Annotated in this window: 20 protein-coding genes; 12 read left to right on the plus strand and 8 right to left on the minus strand. The window is 73.4% G+C overall.

Going from position 1 to position 19046, the window contains the following annotated elements; all coding sequences use genetic code 11:
* The first annotated feature begins 6 nt into the window (after positions 1–6).
* Positions 7–1284, plus strand: coding sequence for a preATP grasp domain-containing protein (locus BUE44_RS21580; RefSeq protein WP_073500608.1), 1278 nt, complete (start codon positions 7–9; stop codon positions 1282–1284).
* Between the two features lie 41 nt (positions 1285–1325).
* Here the strand turns inward: BUE44_RS21580 and BUE44_RS21585 are convergent, their stop codons facing one another.
* From BUE44_RS21585 to BUE44_RS21595, 3 genes are read right to left on the minus strand one after another with little or no spacing between them, the layout of a single operon-like run.
* Positions 1326–2333: an iron-containing redox enzyme family protein gene (locus BUE44_RS21585; protein ID WP_073500609.1), complete on the minus strand. Its 1008-nt coding sequence runs from the start codon at positions 2331–2333 to the stop codon at positions 1326–1328.
* Positions 2330–2638, minus strand: a complete 309-nt coding sequence (locus tag BUE44_RS35900) for a CDGSH iron-sulfur domain-containing protein (RefSeq protein WP_079189934.1) — start codon at positions 2636–2638, stop codon at positions 2330–2332. Before BUE44_RS35900 ends, BUE44_RS21585 begins: the two co-directional genes overlap by 4 nt.
* A complete protein-coding gene (locus BUE44_RS21595; protein WP_073500610.1) occupies positions 2622–3305 on the minus strand; it encodes a HemK2/MTQ2 family protein methyltransferase in 684 nt (227 codons plus the stop codon). Before BUE44_RS21595 ends, BUE44_RS35900 begins: the two co-directional genes overlap by 17 nt.
* 473 nt (positions 3306–3778) lie before the next feature.
* Here BUE44_RS21595 and BUE44_RS39305 point away from each other — a divergent pair, with 473 nt between their 5' ends.
* From BUE44_RS39305 to BUE44_RS21620, 6 genes are all read left to right on the plus strand, one after another.
* Positions 3779–3907 (plus strand): LPFR motif small protein, encoded by a 129-nt coding sequence (locus BUE44_RS39305; RefSeq protein ID WP_265737165.1) that lies wholly within the window; start codon positions 3779–3781, stop codon positions 3905–3907.
* A 96-nt stretch (positions 3908–4003) separates the two neighbouring features.
* Complete coding sequence (locus BUE44_RS21600) at positions 4004–5107, plus strand: carboxylate-amine ligase (RefSeq protein WP_073500611.1); 1104 nt, start codon at positions 4004–4006, stop codon at positions 5105–5107.
* A 303-nt stretch (positions 5108–5410) separates the two neighbouring features.
* Positions 5411–6250 carry an SDR family oxidoreductase gene (locus tag BUE44_RS21605; protein WP_073500612.1) on the plus strand — a complete coding sequence of 280 codons (840 nt, stop codon included), beginning with the start codon at positions 5411–5413 and terminating at the stop codon, positions 6248–6250.
* Between the two features lie 142 nt (positions 6251–6392).
* Positions 6393–6638, plus strand: a complete 246-nt coding sequence (locus BUE44_RS37925; protein ID WP_073500613.1) for a DUF6479 family protein — start codon at positions 6393–6395, stop codon at positions 6636–6638.
* A gap of 20 nt (positions 6639–6658) precedes the next feature.
* Complete coding sequence (locus tag BUE44_RS21615) at positions 6659–7225, plus strand: type 1 glutamine amidotransferase domain-containing protein (RefSeq protein WP_073500614.1); 567 nt, start codon at positions 6659–6661, stop codon at positions 7223–7225.
* Between the two features lie 200 nt (positions 7226–7425).
* A complete protein-coding gene (locus BUE44_RS21620) occupies positions 7426–8085 on the plus strand; it encodes an HhH-GDP family DNA glycosylase (RefSeq protein ID WP_073500615.1) in 660 nt (219 codons plus the stop codon).
* Between the two features lie 117 nt (positions 8086–8202).
* On the opposite strand, the gene BUE44_RS21625 is transcribed toward BUE44_RS21620, so the two are convergent.
* The 4 genes from BUE44_RS21625 to BUE44_RS21640 form a co-directional block, all read right to left on the minus strand.
* The gene (locus BUE44_RS21625; protein ID WP_107415795.1) at positions 8203–9027 is read right to left on the minus strand and encodes a cytochrome c oxidase assembly protein; all 825 of its coding nucleotides are present in this window, start codon (positions 9025–9027) and stop codon (positions 8203–8205) included.
* Positions 9027–9560: a DUF2243 domain-containing protein gene (locus BUE44_RS21630; RefSeq protein WP_079189935.1), complete on the minus strand. Its 534-nt coding sequence runs from the start codon at positions 9558–9560 to the stop codon at positions 9027–9029. The genes BUE44_RS21625 and BUE44_RS21630 overlap by 1 nt, the downstream gene beginning before the upstream one ends.
* Positions 9561–9745: 185 nt before the next feature.
* A complete protein-coding gene (locus BUE44_RS21635; RefSeq protein ID WP_073500616.1) occupies positions 9746–10957 on the minus strand; it encodes a PP2C family protein-serine/threonine phosphatase in 1212 nt (403 codons plus the stop codon).
* Between the two features lie 324 nt (positions 10958–11281).
* Complete coding sequence (locus tag BUE44_RS21640; RefSeq protein WP_073500617.1) at positions 11282–12580, minus strand: COG4705 family protein; 1299 nt, start codon at positions 12578–12580, stop codon at positions 11282–11284.
* A gap of 219 nt (positions 12581–12799) precedes the next feature.
* Here BUE44_RS21640 and BUE44_RS21645 point away from each other — a divergent pair, with 219 nt between their 5' ends.
* The 5 genes from BUE44_RS21645 (at position 12800) to BUE44_RS21665 (ending at position 17584) form a co-directional block, all read left to right on the plus strand.
* A complete protein-coding gene (locus tag BUE44_RS21645) occupies positions 12800–13624 on the plus strand; it encodes a ZIP family metal transporter (protein WP_073500618.1) in 825 nt (274 codons plus the stop codon).
* 452 nt (positions 13625–14076) lie between these two features.
* The gene (locus BUE44_RS21650) at positions 14077–15408 is read left to right on the plus strand and encodes an MGDG synthase family glycosyltransferase (protein ID WP_073500619.1); all 1332 of its coding nucleotides are present in this window, start codon (positions 14077–14079) and stop codon (positions 15406–15408) included.
* Positions 15405–16190 (plus strand): polysaccharide deacetylase family protein, encoded by a 786-nt coding sequence (locus BUE44_RS21655; RefSeq protein WP_073500620.1) that lies wholly within the window; start codon positions 15405–15407, stop codon positions 16188–16190. The genes BUE44_RS21650 and BUE44_RS21655 overlap by 4 nt, the downstream gene beginning before the upstream one ends.
* Positions 16191–16273: 83 nt before the next feature.
* A complete protein-coding gene (locus BUE44_RS21660; protein WP_073500621.1) occupies positions 16274–16657 on the plus strand; it encodes a BlaI/MecI/CopY family transcriptional regulator in 384 nt (127 codons plus the stop codon).
* Positions 16658–16663: 6 nt separating this feature from the next.
* Positions 16664–17584: a M56 family metallopeptidase gene (locus BUE44_RS21665; RefSeq protein WP_073500622.1), complete on the plus strand. Its 921-nt coding sequence runs from the start codon at positions 16664–16666 to the stop codon at positions 17582–17584.
* Between the two features lie 25 nt (positions 17585–17609).
* Here the strand turns inward: BUE44_RS21665 and BUE44_RS21670 are convergent, their stop codons facing one another.
* A complete protein-coding gene (locus BUE44_RS21670; protein WP_143172542.1) occupies positions 17610–19031 on the minus strand; it encodes an MFS transporter in 1422 nt (473 codons plus the stop codon).
* Between the last annotated feature and the right edge of the window lie 15 nt (positions 19032–19046).

Here is a 19046-nt window from a genome sequence, read left to right on the forward strand (position 1 = left end):
GCTGCCGTGACCGCCGAGCCGGAGCCGCCCGGTCCGCGCGTCATCCTCGCCAACTTCGTCTCGCCGCTCGCGGTCGACCTGAGCGAGGCGTCCGCCCTGCGCACGTGGTCGGAACAGGCACCACGCAAGATCTGGCTCGCCCGTCCGGGTGATGTGCTGGTGGTGCCGGCCCCGCTCAGCGACGCCTTCTGCCGCTACGCCCTCGACCGGCTGGGGATGCCGGACGGTTCCGTGACCGTCCTGACCGTGCCGGACGCCCCGGGCGTGCCGATGGCCGAGGCCCTCGCCGTACACGGGCTGCTGGAGACGCTGCGCACCCTGGTCCGCGAGCGCCCCGGAGCGCGGCTTCTTCCCACGGCGCTGGACGAGGCATCCGCCGCCCTGGCCGCCGATCTCGGGATCGCCATCGACCTCTACGCGGCGGACGCGCCGCTGCCGCACATCCTGCGCAGGGTGGCGGAGCTGAACACCAAGTCCGGCTTCCGGGAGGTCGCGGCCCGGCTCGGCATGCGGCTGCCCGCCGGGACTGCCTGCTCGGGCGCCGAACTGCCGGGGCGGATCGGCAGGCTGCTGGAAACGTACGAGAAGGTGGTCGTCAAACCCGACCGGTCGGCGGGCGGCCACGGCCTGCACTTCGTGGCGCGCGGGGAACCGCCGGCGCAGCCGCCGCCGCCCGCGGACAGCCGCTGGGTGGTCGAGAGATACGTCGACCACACGCGGGCTGTCAGCGCCCAGGGGCATGCCACCGCGACACAGGTCGACGTGGTCTTCGACGGCGAGATGCGCATGAGCGGCGGCTCCTTCGCGGGGTACGTCTCACCCCTGGCCGGACTGCCGGCGCCCGCGCGGGAGGAACTGGCCCGGTGGGCGGGCGATCTGGGGCGCGAGCTGGCAGCCGACGGCTACCGCGGCCCCTACAGCCTGGACGCCGTCTGCGCCGCCGACGGCACGCTGTACGCCCTCGAATGCAACGTGCGGCGCACGGCGACCACCACGGCGCACGCCATGGTGACCCGGCTCGCAGGTGGGGGGCGGGCGGCGCCGACGTGGTCCATCGGAAAGATCCGCGCCGCCGCGGGGCTCTCCTTCGACGCGACGGCCCGCCACCTCGCCGCGGCGGGACTGGACTTCCGGGCCGGCGACAGCGAGGGCGTGATCCTCTACGCGGACGCGCCGCCCGACGGTGTCTCCTGGCGTTACGCGGCCCTGGCCGCGGACCGCGCCCGGCTCACCGAGGTGGAGGTCCGGTTGGCCGCGGCCCTCGGCCACAACGAGAGCATCTGAGCGCCCGACGCGGCCGCGGGTGCCCGCGGCCGCATCAGGCGTCAGCCGGTCCGCAGAGCGGACCGGCCCGCCCGCCAGGCGCCCAGGAGGTGGGCGGCCAGCCGGTCCTCCAGGAAGACGGTGGCGTCCGCGCCGAAGGCCACATCGGCCTCCAGGTGCGGTTCGTCGGCGAGCAGCCCGCCGATCACCTCGCGGCGGACGACCTGCTCGTGCACGGCGTCGGCCTCCACGTGCTCGGCGTAGAACCGCTCGGCGGCAGGGCCCGCCCCGGTGCGGCGCATGGCCGCGGCAAGGCGGCGCGAACCGGGCGACGAGGTCACCTCGACGCAGGCGAAGTGCCCGACCAGCGCCCCGCGAAGCGACCGGTGCAGCCCGAACAGCGTCATCATGTTGACCGTGGCGAGCGCGACCGCCGGCGCCGACTCGAGGTAATGGCCGTACGCGGTGTCCAGGCCCAGGTCCGTCATCAGGTCGGCGAAGAGCTGCGCGTGGATGTTCTCCGCCCGTCCCGCGCCGAACTCGTCGTATTCGATGGCGACCATGCCGGCCTTGGCCCGGCCGCGCAGGCGCGGGATGACCCAGGCGTGCGGGTCGGCCTCCTTGAGGTGGTACAGCGACCGCAGGGCCGCGTATTCGCGCAGCTGCCACAGCTCGCCGTGGTGCTCCAGGTGGTAGGCGGGACTGCCGTGGTGGTCGGTGGACTCCACCAGCAGCTCGCCGAAGGCCTCGTCCGTGCCGCGGCCCGCCGGGACGTCGGCGCGCAGGGCGCCGAGGAAGCGGCTCTCCATCTCCCGGCGCAGCGGCATCAGCGCCGGGTCCCACTCGCGGTCCTCGGCCACGGCGGCGAAGCCGCGGTAGTGCAGCTCGTAGCAGAGGTAGAGAGCCAGTTGCAGATCCTCGCCGTAGGGGTCGGCCGCGCTCGCCACGTCCACGCCGGGGGCGGGCAGCCCCGGCGTGGTGAGCGCGGCAGTGAGGCCGGCCGACAGCGGCCCGCGGGGGTCGGGCAGGGCCGGTTCTGAACGGGGGCGGTCGGTGGCGATCGTGGTCATGGCTTTCCCTCGGGCCGCTGGTCGGACGCCTGCCCGTCACGGCCGTGGTCGTCGTGGTCGTGGGCGGGGTCGTCGTCGCGGGGGTGGTCGCGGCGCGTGGCGGCCGGGGGCCTGGTGCGGGCGCGGTGGCTGGTGTCGCACCAGGGGAAGGCGCGGCTGCGGCGGCAGGTGCACAGGGCGACCACGAAGCGGTCGGAGGTGGCGACCGTGCCGTCCTCGGCGACGACCTCCACCGGTCCCTCCACCAGCACGGGCCCGTCCCGGTCGACGGTGACGCGCCGGGCGCGGTCAGCTTCGTTCGGCACGGATGACCACCAGTTCTTCCTTGTCCTCGTGGGGGCCGATCAGCCCTTGGGCGCGAAGCCACGGCAGCCGTTGCGTGAGCACCCGGCCGAAGGGCACGTACGCCCGGTCGGTGACCGAGCAGGTCAGTCCCGCCGCGGTGAGCTGCCGGAGCGTCGTGTCGGTCCCGCACAGGCCGGAGTGCACCATCAGCAGGACGCCGTGCGGCCGCAGGAGACGCGGGGCGTGCGCGCAGATCCGGTCCACCACGTGCCGGCCGTCCCGGCCGGCGTCCCACGCCCGCGCACGGCCCCACAAGGGGGGCCTTCTGCCCCGGGCGGGGACGTACGGGGGGTTGCTCACCACCACGTCGAAGGTCCGGCCGCCCCACGGGGCCGAGAGGTCGCCGCGGCGCACCTGCACCCGCTGCCGCGCGCGGGCCGCGTTGAGCTGGGCGGTCAGGACCGCGCGCCGGGAGATGTCGGTGGCCGAGACCCGGGCGCCCATGCGGGCCGCCAGCACGGCCAGCGCGCCGCTGCCCGTGCAGACGTCCAGGACGTCCATGCCCGCCGTCACTCCCTCGGCGAGCAGTGCCCGGGCGAGCAGGCGGGTGTCCTCCTGGGGGGCGTACACCCCGGGCAGCGTCCACAGGAAGCCGAGGTCGGCGGGCCTCACGGCAGCAGTCGTCATGGGGTACCTCCGGCGGGGAGCGGGGTTCGGCTACTCAGGTCTCCGCCGGGCGCCGAACCGGCATTCCTCCAGACTCGGCGCACCTGCGGCCCGCCGCCACTGGGGCGGCGATCACCAGGGCGCGTGCCCCCGGCCTGCACTTCCATGCGTCCGCCAACCACCCGCCGGCGGCCCCGGCCCGCACCCGCCGCAGCGGCGGGATCGGCGGACAAGCGGGACATTGCACTGACAACCGCGAAGCCCGGCCTTGGGGGCGGGCCCGAGGAGGTGGCGGAGAGGTGGTCCGGGATCGCGGACCACGACGCCGTCACGCACTGGGTCGGCGAAGCGATGAAAGGCACCGACTACCAGGGCATTCGCCCTTACAGTGGTCGGGCGCCCGGCCCATGCGTCGCTGCTTTTTGGGTAACCGAAGAGGTGAAGGCACCCAAGCGGCGCCCGTAAACCGCTGTTCCTGAAGGAAGGTGCACACAGTGCTGAAGGCCATCGCAGATGTTCTGAGCACCATCGGCAGTGCTGTCGCCACGGTCGTGACCCTCCCCTTCCGCGCCGTCGCCCGCCTCTTCGGCGGGGCGTCGGACACCGCTCACGGCCACCACTGAGATACGGCCGCTGCGGGACGTCCGCTCCGGACCCCACGCGGTGGTGGATGCCGTCCCTGGGACGGTGACGAGGCTGATCGGGGGTAATCGGCGCCTATGACGACAGGCGTGACCCTCGGGGTAGAAGAAGAATACTTGCTGCTCGACCGGCGGACCGGGCTCCCGGCACCGCGGGTCGGCGAACTGCAGAAGGCAGCGGAGCGCGAGCCCGGGCTGGAGCGCGACGAGATCGACACCGAGCTGCTCCAGGCCATGGTCGAGGTGGCTACACCGGTGTGCTCCGGTCTCGACGAGGTCGCCGCGCATCTGGCAAGGTTCCGGCAGACGGTGGGCGCCGCTGCACGCCGGGTGGACTGCCGGCTGGCTGCCACCGGTGGGGCGCCCCTCATGGCCGAGGCGGCGGTGCCGGTGACCGGGACGCAGCGGTACCGGGAGATGCGCGCGACCGCCGCGCAACTGGTCGACGAGCAGCTGATCTGCGGGATGCACGTCCATGTGGCCGTGCCCGACCGCGACGCCGGCGCCGCCGCGCTCGGCCGGCTGCGCCCGTGGCTGCAGGTGCTGGTGGCCCTGGGCGCCAACTCCCCCTTCTGGGACGGCGGCGACACCGGCTTCGCCAGCTGGCGGACGGTGGTCTTCGGCCGCTGGCCCGTCAGCGGACCTCCGCCGTTCTTCTCCGGCGCCGCCCACTACGAGGAGCGGGTCGGCGCCCTGCTGGGCACCGGCGTGATCGCCGACCGGCACCAGCTCTATTGGCACGCCCGGCTCTCCGACGAGTACCCGACCTTGGAAGTCCGGGCCCCCGACGTGCAGCTGGACGTCGAGAGCGCGGTCACCATAGCCGGGCTCACCCGCGCGCTGGTGGTGACCGCCCTGCGTGAGGGCCGCCGGGGCTCCCGCCCCCTGGACCCGCCGGCAAGCCTCCTCCAGGCAGCCGGCTGGCACGCCGCCCGCCACGGCCTGAACGCCGACCTGGTCGACCCCCGCACCCGCACGCCCGCCCCCGCCGCCGACGTGGTCGGCACCCTGCTGGACCGCACCACCCCGGCGCTGAAGGAACTCGGCGACCTCGACCGGGTGGCAGCCGGCGTGCAGCGGCTGCTCGAAGGGGGCACAGGCGCGGTGAGGCAGCGGGCCGCACTCGCCCGGGGCGGCACGGAGGAACTGCTCAATCTCATAGCGCCCGAGCCCGCCGCGTAGCGCCCGAGCCCGCCGCGCCGGACGAGGCGGCGCCGGCCGGGAGGCAGGACGTCCCGCACCGATCGTTCCCGGGTCGGCCGGCAGGGATGGTCTCCTGGTCGGCACCGGCGGGATCGTTCCCGGTCGGCCGGAAAGGATCGAGTCGCGGTCGGTGGAATCCTCCCGGCCCCGCTGGGCAGCAGCGTTCACAAGGATCGCCGGCCTGTTCCGGCCGGCGAGACACCAGCGGACGGGAAGGGCCCGCGTACGTGTCGACGCCGATACCCGGGGTACCGGCATCGAAGACCGGAGGAGGGACAGACCATGACGCAACCCCCGCAGGAGCAGAAGCCGCCGGGCACCGAGTCGCAGATGCAGCCGCGACCCGACCACGGGGAGCACAGCTACCAGGGCTCCGGCCGGCTGGCCGGGAAAGCGGCGGTCGTCACCGGGGGCGACAGCGGTATCGGCAAGGCCGTGGCCATCGCCTTCGCCCGCGAGGGCGCGGACGTGGTCATCTCCTACCTCGACGAGCACGAGGACGCCCGCGACACCGCCCGCTGGGTGGAGGACGCGGGGCGCAAGGCGGTGCTGATACCGGGCGACCTCTCCGAGCCCGCCCACTGCCTGGCGGTGGTGGCGCAGGCCGTGGAGGCCTTCGGCCGGGTCGACGTGCTGGTGAGCAATGCCGCGTACCAGATGACCAGGACCTCCCTGGAGGAGATCCCGGACGAGGAGTGGGACCACACGCTGGCGCTGAACCTCAGCGCGCTCTTCCACCTCGCCAAGGCGGCGGTCCCGCACATGGGGCCCGGCTCGTCGATCATCGGCTCGTCCTCGGTCAACAGCGACCAGCCGTCACCGACCCTGCTGCCCTACGCCGCCACCAAGGCCGCCATCGCCAACATGATCGCCAGCCTGGCCCAGCTGCTGGCCGACCGCGGCATCCGCGCGAACAGCGTGGCCCCCGGGCCGATCTGGACCCCGCTCATCCCGGCCACCATGCCGCCCGAGCACGTCGAGAAGTTCGGCTCCAACGTCCCGCTGGGACGCCCGGGCCAACCCGCCGAGGTCGCCCCCGTCTACGTGATGCTGGCCTCCGACGAAGCCTCCTACGTCTCCGGCGCACGCGTCGCCGTCACCGGCGGCAAGCCGATCCTCTGACGGCCCGCGGCGTCCGCGCGGCCGACGCCCGACGCCACGCCGTCACCGGTAGCCGTGGCAGGGACGTGTCGCCGGCACGCACCCGCCCGGCGGTTCCCCTGTCGCCCCGCTGATCCCGTTTCGACCTCACCGAAGGTGGACCATGTACGCAGCAACCACGCAGCCCCTCTATCTGGCGGGTGCCACCGGCGCAGGCTGGGCGACGGCCATCGGCGTCTGCCTGGTGGCCCTCATCATCTCCGCCTTCTGGTTCGGGGCCCGCCGCACCCGGCGCAGGCCCATGCCACCGCAGGAGCCGCAGCCGCGCGCCGGCTCGTGGCACGAGCCGTCCGCGAGCGAGACCCACCACTCCGCCGGCTCTTCCGACGACCGACACCAGCAGAAGTGAGATCAGGAAAGGAGCAGCTCATGGCCAAGGACGATCTCCGCGGGCGCAGGATACTCACGGTGGTGACCAACTACGGGGTGGAGCAGGACGAACTGCTCGTACCCGTCGAGCACTTGCGGGAGAACGGGGCCGAGGTCGATGTGGCCGCGGTCTCCGGCGAGCCGGTGCAGACCCTGGTCGGCGACAAGGACCCGGGCAAGAAGGTCAACCCGACGCTCACCCTGGAGGACGCCGACCCCGCGGGCTACGACCTGCTGCTGATACCGGGCGGCACCCTGAACGCCGACAACCTGCGGATGAAGGACAAGGCCGTCGAGACGGTCCGCGCCTTCACCTCCTCGGGGCGCCCGGTGGCGGCGATCTGCCACGGCCCGTGGACGCTGGTCGAGGCGGAGGTGGTGCGCGGCAAGACCCTGACGTCCTATCCGTCACTGCACACCGACATCAGCAACGCCGGCGGCAGTTGGGTCGACCGCTCCGTGGTCAGCGACGACACCGGTGGCTGGACGCTGGTCACCTCCCGTACGCCGAAGGACCTGGACGACTTCCTCCGCGAAGTCGAGAAGGCGCTCGTCACCTCGCCCTGACCCCGGTGTGGGAGTCGTACGTCCCCGCACGCGGGGACGGCCTCCGACCTCGACCGCGCGCCGCCGGTGGCGGCGCGCGGCCTGGCGCCGGAGCGCGCGCGGCCTGAACGACCAGCCCTCCGAAACGGACCTGCGTGACGATTGACGGTGAAAGGCCCGGGTAGCAGCCCGTCGTACGCACTCTCAGGAGGTGGGATCCGATGGCCACCACCACCCGGCGGGACGTCGTGCACGCGCTGCTGGACCGCTACGGCCGTACGTACGCGGAGGAGGCGGGCATCCGCCTCAAGGACACCCCGCAGCCCCTCTACCGCCTGCTCGTCCTGGCGTCCCTGCTCAGCGCGCGCATCCGAGCGGACATCGCCGTCGCGACGGCCAGGGAGCTGGCCGAGGCCGGGATGCGGGACCCGCGCCGGATGGCGGAGGCCACCTGGCAGCAGCGGGTCGACGCCCTCGGCCGCGGCGGCTACCGGCGCTACGACGAGCGCACCGCCACCCAGCTCGGCGACGGCGCGGAGCTGGTCCTCGACCGCTACGGCGGCGACCTGCGGAAGCTGCGCGACCAGGCCGGCGGCGACGTCGAGGGGATACGGCGCTCCCTTCAGGACTTCCCCGGTGTCGGGCCCGCCGGCGCCGACATCTTCCTGCGCGAGGCCCAGGCGGTCTGGCCGCAGGTGGCCCCCTTCTTCGACGACAAGGCCCTCCAAGGCGCCCGCGCCCTGGACCTGCCGACCACTCCTGCGGGCCTGCTGCGCGCTGCGGACGGTGCACAGCCGGCGGTCCTGGCCGCCGCGCTGGTCCGCGCGGCGCTGGACAAGAAGGCCCCCGAGGCCGTCCGCGAAGCAGCTCGCGCCGCCTGAGGAGAACCGCCGGCCCTCGCCCGCATGCGGCGGCCGAGGGCCGGCCGGGCGTCCCCGGCGCGGACCGGTAACGGCAGACGGGCCCTCCATGGCCCGGCGGGACGGGGCGGCAGGGGCTCAGGCGGGCCTCTCGCCGGGCTGCTGCGCGGACGCGGCGGGCCGGTGCACGTCGAGGGAACGGGCGAGGCGGCGGCCGGTGGCGGTGTACCACTGCCAGGCCAGGACCGCGGCGAGGGCGATCTCGATCACGTCGCCGCCGTAGTACATCACTTCCGCACCACGGGCCACGTCATGAGCGGTCAGGCCGGTGCCGGGCGGGGGGACCGCGTAGAGGGACTTGGCAAGCACCGCGTGCGCGGCCCCGGCGGCGGCGCGCAGCGGCATGCCGCGGCGGTGGCGCGCGGGGTCCAGCCCGCAGACGGCGAAGCTGAAGAGGAGCCCCGCGGCCAGGACGTGGACGTGGACGGCGGCGGACAGCCAGGGGCTGTCGTGGGTGTCGGCGAACAGCCGGGTACGGTACAGCAGCCACAGCCCGCCGGCGTCGATGACCGCGGCCGTCGGCGGGAAGAGCAGCCACCCCGCCGGGCGGGAGCGTGCCGCGGCCGGCAGACCGCGCCGGACGCGGCCGGCGGGAAGGGCGCGCAGGGCCAGGGTGACCGGCCGCCCCAGCACCATCAGCAGCGGGGCGGCCATGCCGATGACCAGGTGCTGGACCATGTGCCCGGTGAAGCCCCCGCCCGGCGGCGGGGTCATCGCCACCGCGGCCAGCCCCACCCCGCCGGCCGCGAAGGAGCCGTCCCGGACCGGCGGCCAGACGTCACCCCGGCGGCGCAGGCGCCGCGCCGCCAGCAGATAGCCGGCGACAACGGCCAAGGCGAGAAGTGCGGCAAGGACGTGCGGGAAACCGGGGAACCGGCCCGCGGGCATGGGCATCGGCGCCATCAGCCGGGCCCCTGCTGCGGGGCCGGGTCGGCCCCGGCGCCGTCCGCGCGCAGCCGGCGGGCCGCGGAGCGCAGCAGCAGCGCCCCGACGGCGATGAGCACCACCGCCAGCACATTCCACGTCCAGTCGTAGGGAGCCACATCGACGTGGTAGCGGATCTGGTGGAGCCTGAGCAGCTTGTGCTGGACCGTGCCGTCGTAGAGCTGGAAGAAGCCGGCGCCCAGCAGGATCCCACCGGCGAGCCCCCGGCCGGTCAGCGCGGCCCGGCGACGCAGGTCGGCCACCAGCACCAGGCCGATGACCACCGCGAACCAGCCGAAGGCGTGGAAGAGGCCGTCCGAGACCAGACCCGCGTCCGGGGTGGACCTGTCGTAGAAGTGGTGCCAGTGCAGGAGCTGGTGGAAGACCGTCTCGTCCACGAAAGCGGCGATCCCGATCCCGATCAGCGCGCCCGACCACGCCGAGCGCCGGAAGCGCACGGTGCCGTAGTCCAGGGGCGGCCGGCCGGGCCGATACGTCGCAGAGGTCGGCACAGGCTCTCTCCTTCGCAGTATGCGGACGCGCACCTGCCGGTGCGGATACCCGCCCGGGCCCCGCCAACCGTCTCGCGCCGCCGTCGGCGCGCATCACAGGCTCGCCCGCCAGGCCACCGTCCGCCCATGGCCTGGCGGGCGGCCCTCCCCCCTCGGGTGCCGGCCGAAGCACCGTCCGCCGTCCGTCAGGCGGGGCCGTTCCACTGGCAGAACAGGACGGTGGCGTCGTCCTCCAGCCGGCCCTCGTGGTAGTCGAGGAGCGCGTGGATGAGGCGGCGCAGCATCTCGGAGACGGGCAGGCCGCCGGCGTGGTGGCGGACGACGTAGTCCGTGAAGCGCTCCAGGCCGAATTCCGTCCCGTCGTGGCCGCGGGCCTCGGTGATGCCGTCGGTGTGCAGAAGGAGCCGGTCGCCGGGTTCCAGCTGGTCGTGGCAGACCGTGACCGGCAGGCCCAGTGCCGCGCCCATCGGTCCCGCGGGCGGGCAGTGGGTGCTGGTCGCCCAGCGCCCGCCGCGGATGATGACCGGCAGGTGATGGCCGCGGTTCACCCACGTCAGGAGGCCGGTGTTCAGATCGAGGTCGGCCAGGATGCCGGTGGCGTAGCGGGTGTGCCCGAACTGGCCGACGAGCATCTGCTCGATCGCCTGGCTGGCCTCGGCGATGCCCGCGCCCTGCCGGCGCTGGTTGCGGCTGGTGGCCATGGCGAGGCTCGCGGTCAGCCCGGCGGCGGTGTCGTGGCCCATGGCGTCGAAGATCGCCAGGTGCGCGGTGTCGCCGGCAACCGCGTAGTCGAAGCCGTCGCCCGCGACCTGGTAGGCGGGCTCCATGGCGGCGCTGATGGTGACCCGGTCGTTGGCGAAGGCCATCGGCGGCATCAGCGTCCACTGCATCTCCGCCGACACGCGCATCTCCCGGGTGCGGGCCAGCCGGGCGTAGGAGTCGCTGTTGCTCCGTTTGGAGACGAGCAGCAGCCCGACCATCGATGCCAGCGCCTCGCCGGCCGCCACGCGGTCCTGTGCCCCTCGGTCCGTTTCTCCACAGCCGCCGCTGTCCCGGTGCAGGCCCAGCACGCCGAGGCGCTCGGTGCCGTCCAAGACCGGTGCCCACAGGTCCTGCCCGTCGCCACTGGCCAGGGTCTGCGTGCTCTGGTAGGACCGACCGGCCAGCGTGGTGTCGATTCGCAGCTCCTGGCCGCCCTCACCGGCGTTCAGGCCGCGCCCGGTGACCTCGCGCAGCACATCCTGCTGGAGATCCACCACGAACAGCCGCGCGCCGGAGAACCCCGACCGCGCCGCCGTGTCCTCCATCATGCCGGGCAACTGCTCGAACGTCGCCCGGTGGCTGACCCGGAGGAGGTCCGCCAGCACTCCTTCCAGGCCGTGGTGCGCGGAAGTCATGACACCTCCGCCTCCTCCCTGCGTCCGTGCCCGCGGAGCGGTCCGCGGGTCGTCGGCGAAGCCCTGGACGTCCGGGGTGCGCCGCGCGGCACGCCCCGTCCCGAACCGGGACGACGAGGCGCTGACCGCTGCTTCCCACCTCTTCTACCCCGTCTCACCGGAGTAGGGCCTGTCGATCGAGACGAGGGGCGGTCGACGTCACGTCGGCCGCCCCCTCCCCTTCCCGGTCCCCACCCCGCCGTGAGCCGTTGGTACGGGGGCCTGCTCAGGAACGACACCCCCTGAGACGCTCCCCTCCCCAGCTCCCCCGGCAGCGTCAGGCACTCAGAAGTGGTGGCTCCGGAGGTCGCCCAGGAGGACGTCGAGTTGCTTCTCCTGTTCGGCGGCGGGGGCCGGTTTGATGTTGCCGTGGTCGATGGCGTAGGCCTCGAGGACCGCGTCCATCTGGTTGTCGAGCAGGGTCCAGGTGGTGTTGTTCACCGCCTGCAGGGAGGTGGTGTCGGCGTCCCAGTCGTCGCGCATCGTCTGCACGGTGGCGTGGGAGGCCGCGGCCGTCCCGGCGCGGTCCTGGGTGATCGCCTTCTGGGCGAGGCTCTCGTACTTCGCGACCGCGGCGGCGGTCTGCGGGGCGGTCAGTGCCGCCTTCTTGCAGGCCGGCAACGTCTCGCTCTGGCCGGTCGGGTCGCAGGTGACGTGCGGCTGGTTGTGGGCCCAGATCATCAGCGCGACGGTGGCGGCGGCGATCGCGCCGAAGGCGCCCAGCGCGATGCGCTCCTTGCGCGCGTTGGTGGTGACGGACGGCTGGTGGGTGATCTCGTGGGTTTCTGCGACATCGCTGCGGCTGATCGACAGGTAGATGACCGTCGCCAGGATGGCGCTGAGGAAGATCAGGCTGGTGGCGAAGGTGCCCAGGCCCAACCCGACGGGCTCGCCGGGGCTGGTCGCGGTCTTCGGCGAGGCGAGCCAGTCACCGATGTTGGCGCCGAGCGGGCGGGTGAGGATGTAGGCCAGCCAGAACGCGAGGACCGGGTTGGCGCCGAACCTCCACAGCGCGGTGATCGACGCGATGAGGCCCAGGGGCAGCAGCACCGACTGCGCGGGCGTCCAGCTGGTCAGCTCCAGCGTCCAGTCCCCGGTGGCGGTGCCCAGCGCGAACGTCACCAGGACGGTCAGCCAGTAGAACGCCTCACGCGGGAAGGTCGTGATGCTGTGGATCGACAGGGTCCGCTCGCGCAGCCACCAGACACCGAAGACGACGGCCAGCAGGACCGAGAACACCGTCGAGCTCAGCCACAGCGGGACGTGGAGCTGATCGGTGAGCATGTCGGTGTACAGGGTGCCTGCGACACTGACTACGACCACTGTGAGCCAGTAGGGGAACGGGCTGTAGCGCCTGGTGCGGAACTGCCAGGTCAGCACGACCACGAATACCGCGGTGAACAGCAGCATCGTGTTGGTCAGACCGAAGCCCAGGGTGGTGTTGATGTAGTCGGCGAAACTCTCGCCGACGGTCGTGCAGAGGATCTTGATGATCCAGAACCAGACCGTGACCTCGGGCACCTTGTTCAGCAGGCGGCTTCCCGTAGCGCCCCGCTCGGTCACGGTAGTCGTGGGAGTTGTCATGCCGCGAGACTAGCGTCTACAGCGCTGTAGTCGCTAACGTCGCAGGGAGATTGACCACCGCGTGCACCCGCGTGGGCCACTTGCCGGTGACCCAGCACTTTGGTGCACAGCAGAACGTCGCCGAGCGCGGAACCACCGGGCTTGTTAGGTAAGGCTTCGCTCAATTAAGGTCTCATCCACCCTGCCGTCCCCACGCTGCCCTCCGCTCGGAGCACACCCATGTCGTCGTCCCAGATCGCCTTGCTCGGCGCCATCGCCGGCTTCACCATCTACCTCGGCCTGCCCATAGGCAGACTCCGCAACCCGGCGCCGCGGCTGAGGGCCGGCCTCAACGCGGTCGCCATCGGCATCCTGGTCTTCCTTGTCTGGGACGTGCTCAGTGCGGCCTGGGAACCCACCGACGCCGCGCTCAGTGACCACCACTGGGGAACCGCGATCAGCGGCGGCACTGTCCTGGCCGCCGGACTGGCGCTCGGCCTTGCCGGACTCGTCTACTGGGACCGCTTCATGGCCCGCCGCAAGCGCCCCGGCCTCTCCGAGGGCCCCGGCGCCGCCGCGGTCAGCGAGCTGGCCCAGCCGACGCGCTCCAAGGCCGGCAGCCTCGCGCTGATGATCGCCACCGGCATCGGCCTGCACAATTTCGCCGAGGGCCTGGCCATCGGCAACTCCGCCGCCACCGGTGAGATCTCGCTGGCCGTGCTGCTGATCATCGGATTCGGCCTGCACAACGCCACCGAAGGCTTCGGCATCGTCGCCCCGCTCGCCGCCGAAGGCGAACGCCCGTCCTGGCGCACCCTGGCCCTGCTCGGCCTCATCGGCGGCGGCCCCACCTTCGCCGGAACCCTGACCGGCCAGCACCTGGTCAACGACACCCTGTCGATCGCCTTCCTGGGACTGGCCGCGGGCTCCATCCTCTACGTCGTCATCGAACTGCTCGCCGTCGCCCGTCGCGCCGCCCTCAAAGAACTCACCACCTGGATGATCCTGCTCGGCCTGCTGCTCGGCTTCGCGACCGACGCCGTCGTCACCGCCGCCGGCGTATGACCTCCACGCCCATGGCATCCGGCGGAAACCCCTCCTCGGCGGCCCTGCCGGCCGAATGACCCATGCCGCCTGGCCGAGCCGCGCCGCAGCGCACACAGGTGAAGCGCAGGTGTGGATCACCGGGCCCTCGCCGGCGGCCGGACCATCCGTCCGCGGACATCGGCGACCTCGCCTCGTCGGTGCGCCGACGCGTGCGTGCCCGCCGTGGCCGACTCTTCCGCACCGGCCGGCGGGAACCACTCGACGCGCCGTCCACGGCTGCTCAAGGCCCTGGTGGCGAGGCCGCTTCCCCAGATTCTACATCGTGTAGTAGTTTCGAATCCGTTGTCCCGCCGCAGGACCCAGTGCCCTCGCACGCCGGACCGCAGCTTCCTCGCGCTCCGGGAGCAGGACCTCGCGGACGAGCCAGAAGCGACTCCTTTCTGCCCTCGCCCGCATGGAGGCCGTCAGCCGTGCCAGTCAACGTCATACCGGCGCCGCCCGGCCCCGCCCGGCCGCGGATCGTGATCATCTCGGCAGGGGTGGGCGCGGGCCACGACGGTGCCGCCGACCAGCTCGCCGAGCGGCTGCTCGACGACGGTTTCACTGTGGACAGGCACGACTTCCTCGACCTGTTGCCGGGGCGGTTGGGCGCGGCGCTGGCCGGCACCTACCATCGGCTGCTGGTCCGCGCACCGGGCGGCTACCAGCGCATCTACGCTGCCACCGAGCGCGGTTCGCGACCCGGTCCTGCCGTCGCGGCGCTGCTGCGGACGGCCCGCAGGCGGATGCTGCGGGCGATACCGCAGGACACAGCCGCCGTGGTCTCCACATACCCCGCCGCCAGCCAGGTGCTCGGTGCGCTGCGGCGGCGCGGCGAACTGGCAGTGCCCGCTGTGACATATCTGACCGACTTCTCGGTGCACGCCCTGTGGGTGGCTCCCGGCGTCGATGTGCACCTGGCAGCGCATCAGGTGCCTGCCCGGCAGGCGGCGGCACTGAACGCCGCCGGGGTCCGGGTGTGCGCCCCGGTGGTGGGCCGCGGGTTCGGCCCGGCGTCGGCGACGCAACGGCCGGCGGCACGTACGGCTTTCGGCCTGCCCGAGGACGTACCGCTCGCGCTGCTCGTGGCGGGCTCCTGGGGTGTGGGCGCGGTCGAGCAGGCGGCGGCCGACCTGCGGGACTGCGGAGCAGCCGTGCCGGTCGTGGTGTGCGGGCGCAACGAGCGGTTGGCCGACCGCCTGCGCGCGCAGGGCTTCGCCCATGTGCACGAGTGGGTGGCCGACATGCCGGGGCTGATGCGCGCCTGCGACGTACTGGTGCAGAACGCGGGCGGTCTGACGTCGCTCGAGGCCTTCGCCGCCGGGCTTCCCGTGCTCAGTTACCGCTGCATACCCGGCCATGGACAGACCAATGCCGCCGCCCTCGCCGAGGCGGGGCTGGCGCCCTGGGTGAAGGATCCGGATGCCCTTGCCCCGGCCCTGCGTGACCTGCTGCGCGGCGGTGGTGCGGGCCGTGCGCTCTTCCGTGACGGCGTCTGCGCCGCGGCGGCGGTCGCCGAGGTCGCCAGGGGCAAAGTCCCCGTGCCGGTACCGGTTGCGCCGACACCCCGAACGCTGCCGCGCCGCAAGTCTCCGGGACGTCCCCTGCCACGCCCCGCAGCGCTTCGCGGGGTGCGGGCCCTCGCGCTGACCGCCGCGCTGACCGTACTGCTGGGGATCGGAGCCCCGCTGGGCGAGGCGTACGGGGACTCCCCCGGCCACTTCGCCTCGCTCGCCCACTTCCTGGACGGAGACCCGCGATGACCCTGCGCCCCGTACTGCGCACAGTGCTGCGCGCGTCGGCCGTGGCACTGCCCGCCGTCGCCGCCGTACAGGCCGGTCCTGTCGTCAGTACCTTCGGTCCGCTGCGCAACCGGCTGATGCCGCGCCTGGCCGGCCGCGGGCACAGCGGACATGTCGCGCTCACCTTCGACGACGGGCCCGACCACCTCTCGACGCCGCACTTCCTGCGGCTGCTCGACGACCGCGGGCTCCGGGCGACGTTCTTCCTGCTCGGCTCGATGGCGGTGCGCTCCCCCGGGCTCGTACGCGAGATGTCGCAGGCAGGGCACGAGATCGCCGTGCACGGCTGGGCCCACCGCCCGCTGCTGACGCGCGGCCCGAGGTCCACCCATGACGACCTGGCACGCGCACGGGACCTGATCGGCGACCTGACCGGCGTAGCGCCGCAGCTTTTCCGGCCGCCCTACGGAGTCATGACCGGCGCGACCCATCTGGCGTGCGGGCGGCTCGGCCTCACTCCGGTGCTGTGGACCGCGTGGGGCAGGGACTGGCGGGCGCGCGCCACGCCCGGCAGCGTGTACGACACCGTCACCCGCGACCTGCGCGGCGGTGGCACCGTCCTGCTGCACGACTCCGACTGCACCTCCGCCACCGGCTCATGGCGCAACACCCTCGGCGCACTCCCCCGGCTCCTCGACACCTGCCGGCAACGCGGGCTCGGCGTCGGGCCGCTGCGTGACCACGGCGGGCCGCAGCCGTCCGGCTGGCGCGGCGGCCGCGGGTCCGGGTACGCGGCCGCGTAGTAGCGTGGACGCCAGGTGCGCGGCGCAGGACACGCGACGGTCCCGCCGCCGCACAGGCAGCGTAAGGCTGAGGAGCGGCGAGCGTGGCGGAACAGGACAGTCCGGCGGCGGGCCGGCGAGCGCCCGGCGAACTGGAGAGCGAGGTCCTCGCGGCGCTGTGGGCTGCCGGCGAGCCGATCGGCGCGGGCATCGTCCGCGGACAGGTCGCGGGTGAGCCCGCCTACACCACGGTGCTGACGATCCTGACCCGGCTGCACCACAAGGGCCTGGTGGTACGCACCCGCGCGGGCCGCGGGCACCTGTACTCGCCGGTGCGCGACGAGGCCGGGCACGCCGCAGCCGGCATGCGCGAACTGCTGGAGCAGGGCGGTGACCGTGCGGCGGTGCTGGCGCGTTTCGTCTCGGAGCTGCCGGCAGAGGACGAGAAACTACTCGAACAGCTGCTGCGCGGGCAGCCGGAAGGCTGAGGCGTCATGGGGCTCACCCTGTGCGTGCCCGCGCTCGTGGTCACGATCCTCGTACTGGCCGCGCCCGCCGCCGCCCGCGGCATGCCGCCGCGTACCGCCTCCTGGGTCCTGGCGACGGTGGCGGTGCTCGGCGCGGGCACCTGGCTGACCGTGCTCGCGATGCTGGGCGTGACCCGTGTCGGCGAGATACCGGAGATCGCAGAACTGGGCCGCTGGTCGCCACACGTACTGGCCGCGCACAGCCCCGTCCACGGGCCGGTGGCCGGTCTGTGCGCGCTCGCGGCGGCCACCGGCCTCCTGGTCACGGTGTTCGCGGTGTGGCGGCGAGTGGCTGTGCTGGCCGGCGCGCGTCGCGAATGCCGCGGTCTGCCGAGCACCGGCGATCTGGTCGTGCTCGACGATCCGGTGCCCACGGCCTACGCGCTGCCGGGCTCCCCCGGCCGGGTGGTCGTCTCCGCCGGCATGCTGCGCGCCCTGCGCCCCGGTGAGCGCAGGGCGCTGCTCGCCCACGAGCGCGCCCATCTGGCACACCGCCACCACCTTTTCCTGCTGACCTTCCACGCCCTGGCCGCGGCCAACCCGCTGCTCCGACCGCTGGCCCGTGCCGGTGCGTTCGCGCTGGAGAGGTGGGCCGACGAGGACGCGGTCACAGCGGTACGGGACCGCTCGCTCGTCGCCCGGGCCATCGCCCGCGCCGCCCTCGCGGGCACCTCGCCGCCCTCCTGGGCGCCCGCGGCCACCGGCGGCCCGGTGCCGCAGCGGGTCAGTGCGCTGCTCGCCCCGCCCGTGCCGGCCCGCCGCGCACCGGTGGCGGCATGTACCGCCCTCATGGTCGTCTGCTGTGTGAGCCTCGCTCTGGCGGCACACCACGTGGACGCGGCCTTCGACGCCGCGGCCTTCCACCGGGTGGGCGCGCACAGCTCCTGAGCTGCGGCGGCCGCCCTGACGAGCGTCAGGACCAGCCGCCCGCCGGGGCGTCCCTACGGCCTCGACGGACGAGGGACAGGGCAAGGACGCCGATCGCCGCCGCGAACAGGGCGGAGCCGATCGTGATGACGGCGAAGCCGTGTCGGGAGGCGTGGGCGGCACTCCCCGCGAAGCCGGCGAACAGGGCGCCGAACAGCGAGACCGCGACGGCCTCGCTGCCGAGTCGGACGGTGTTGACCCATCCGGCGCCCATGCCCGCCTCCTCCTCCGGCACCTGCGCCAGGGCCTCGCCGTCGATCAGGCCGGCCTGGAGCCCGAACCCTGCGCCGAGCAGCGCCATGGGCAGCGTCGTCCAGGCCAGGCCCTGTTCGGCCGTCGCGCCCGTCGCCACCAGGCCGACGACCAGCAGGGCGACGCTCCAGGCCAGGATCGTGTCCACGGAGGTCCCCCGGGCGACGAGGCGCCCGGCGATCAGGGGAGCGACCAGCACCGGCACGGTCATGAACATCAGGAACACACCGCTGGCACCGGAGGAGGAGGCGTACGCCCCCTGGAAGAAGACCGGCAGGTAGGCGACCGCGTTGGTGAAGGTGAAGGAGGCCACCGCGATCACCAGCGTCAGGCCGAGGAAGCGCCGGTTCCGCAGTGTGCCGAGGCTCAGCAGCGGCCTCGGCGCGGTGGACTCCCGCCATCCGAAGAGGCCGTAGCACGCGATCCCGGCGGCCATGCACAGCGGGAAGGGGAGGGAGAGCCACCCCCTCGCCGAGCCGAGCGCCAGTCCCCCGAGTACCAGGCTCGTCGCCGCGCAGAAGAGCGCGGCTCCCGCCACGTCGAAGGGGGCCGCCCGGCCCCTCTCGTGGGTGACCGCCGTGCGGATCAGCGGCATGCCGGCGCAGGCGACGACCAGGCAGGCCAGTTGGAAGCCGTAGACCAGTTGCCAGCCGGCGGCTTCGGTGAGCAGGCCGCACAGGGACGGCCCGAAGGCCAGGGAGAGGCCCGCCACCGATCCCAGCAGCGCGAACGCCCTGGTGCGGCGGTCGCCCTCGAAGGACGACGACACCACCGCCGTGCCCACCGAGAAGACGGCACCGGCACCGGCGCCCGCCACCAGCCGGGCCCCGTCCAGCGTCAGGTAGTCCGTCGCGACCGTGCTGATCCCCGATCCGGCGCCGAAGGTCAGCAGGCCGATCGTCAACGCCCGCCAGCGCCCGACGAGGTCCGCGACCGAGCCCCAGACCAGCGTGGAGCAGGCGAAGGCCAGGTTGTATCCGTTGAGCACCCACTGCTCACCTGTCGGCGACCTGCCCAGGTCGTCCGCGATGTCTCCCAGCGACACGGCGGTGCCGGACACCGACAGGGGCACCGTGAAGACGGCGAGCAGGATGAGGGGCATCAGCAGCCGCGTGCCGGACGGGACGGCACCCGGCTGCCTGTCAGCCGGCGTCATCGACTTCCGCTTCCT

It is taken from the genome of Actinacidiphila paucisporea (genome assembly GCF_900142575.1).
GTDB lineage: Bacteria > Actinomycetota > Actinomycetes > Streptomycetales > Streptomycetaceae > Actinacidiphila > Actinacidiphila paucisporea.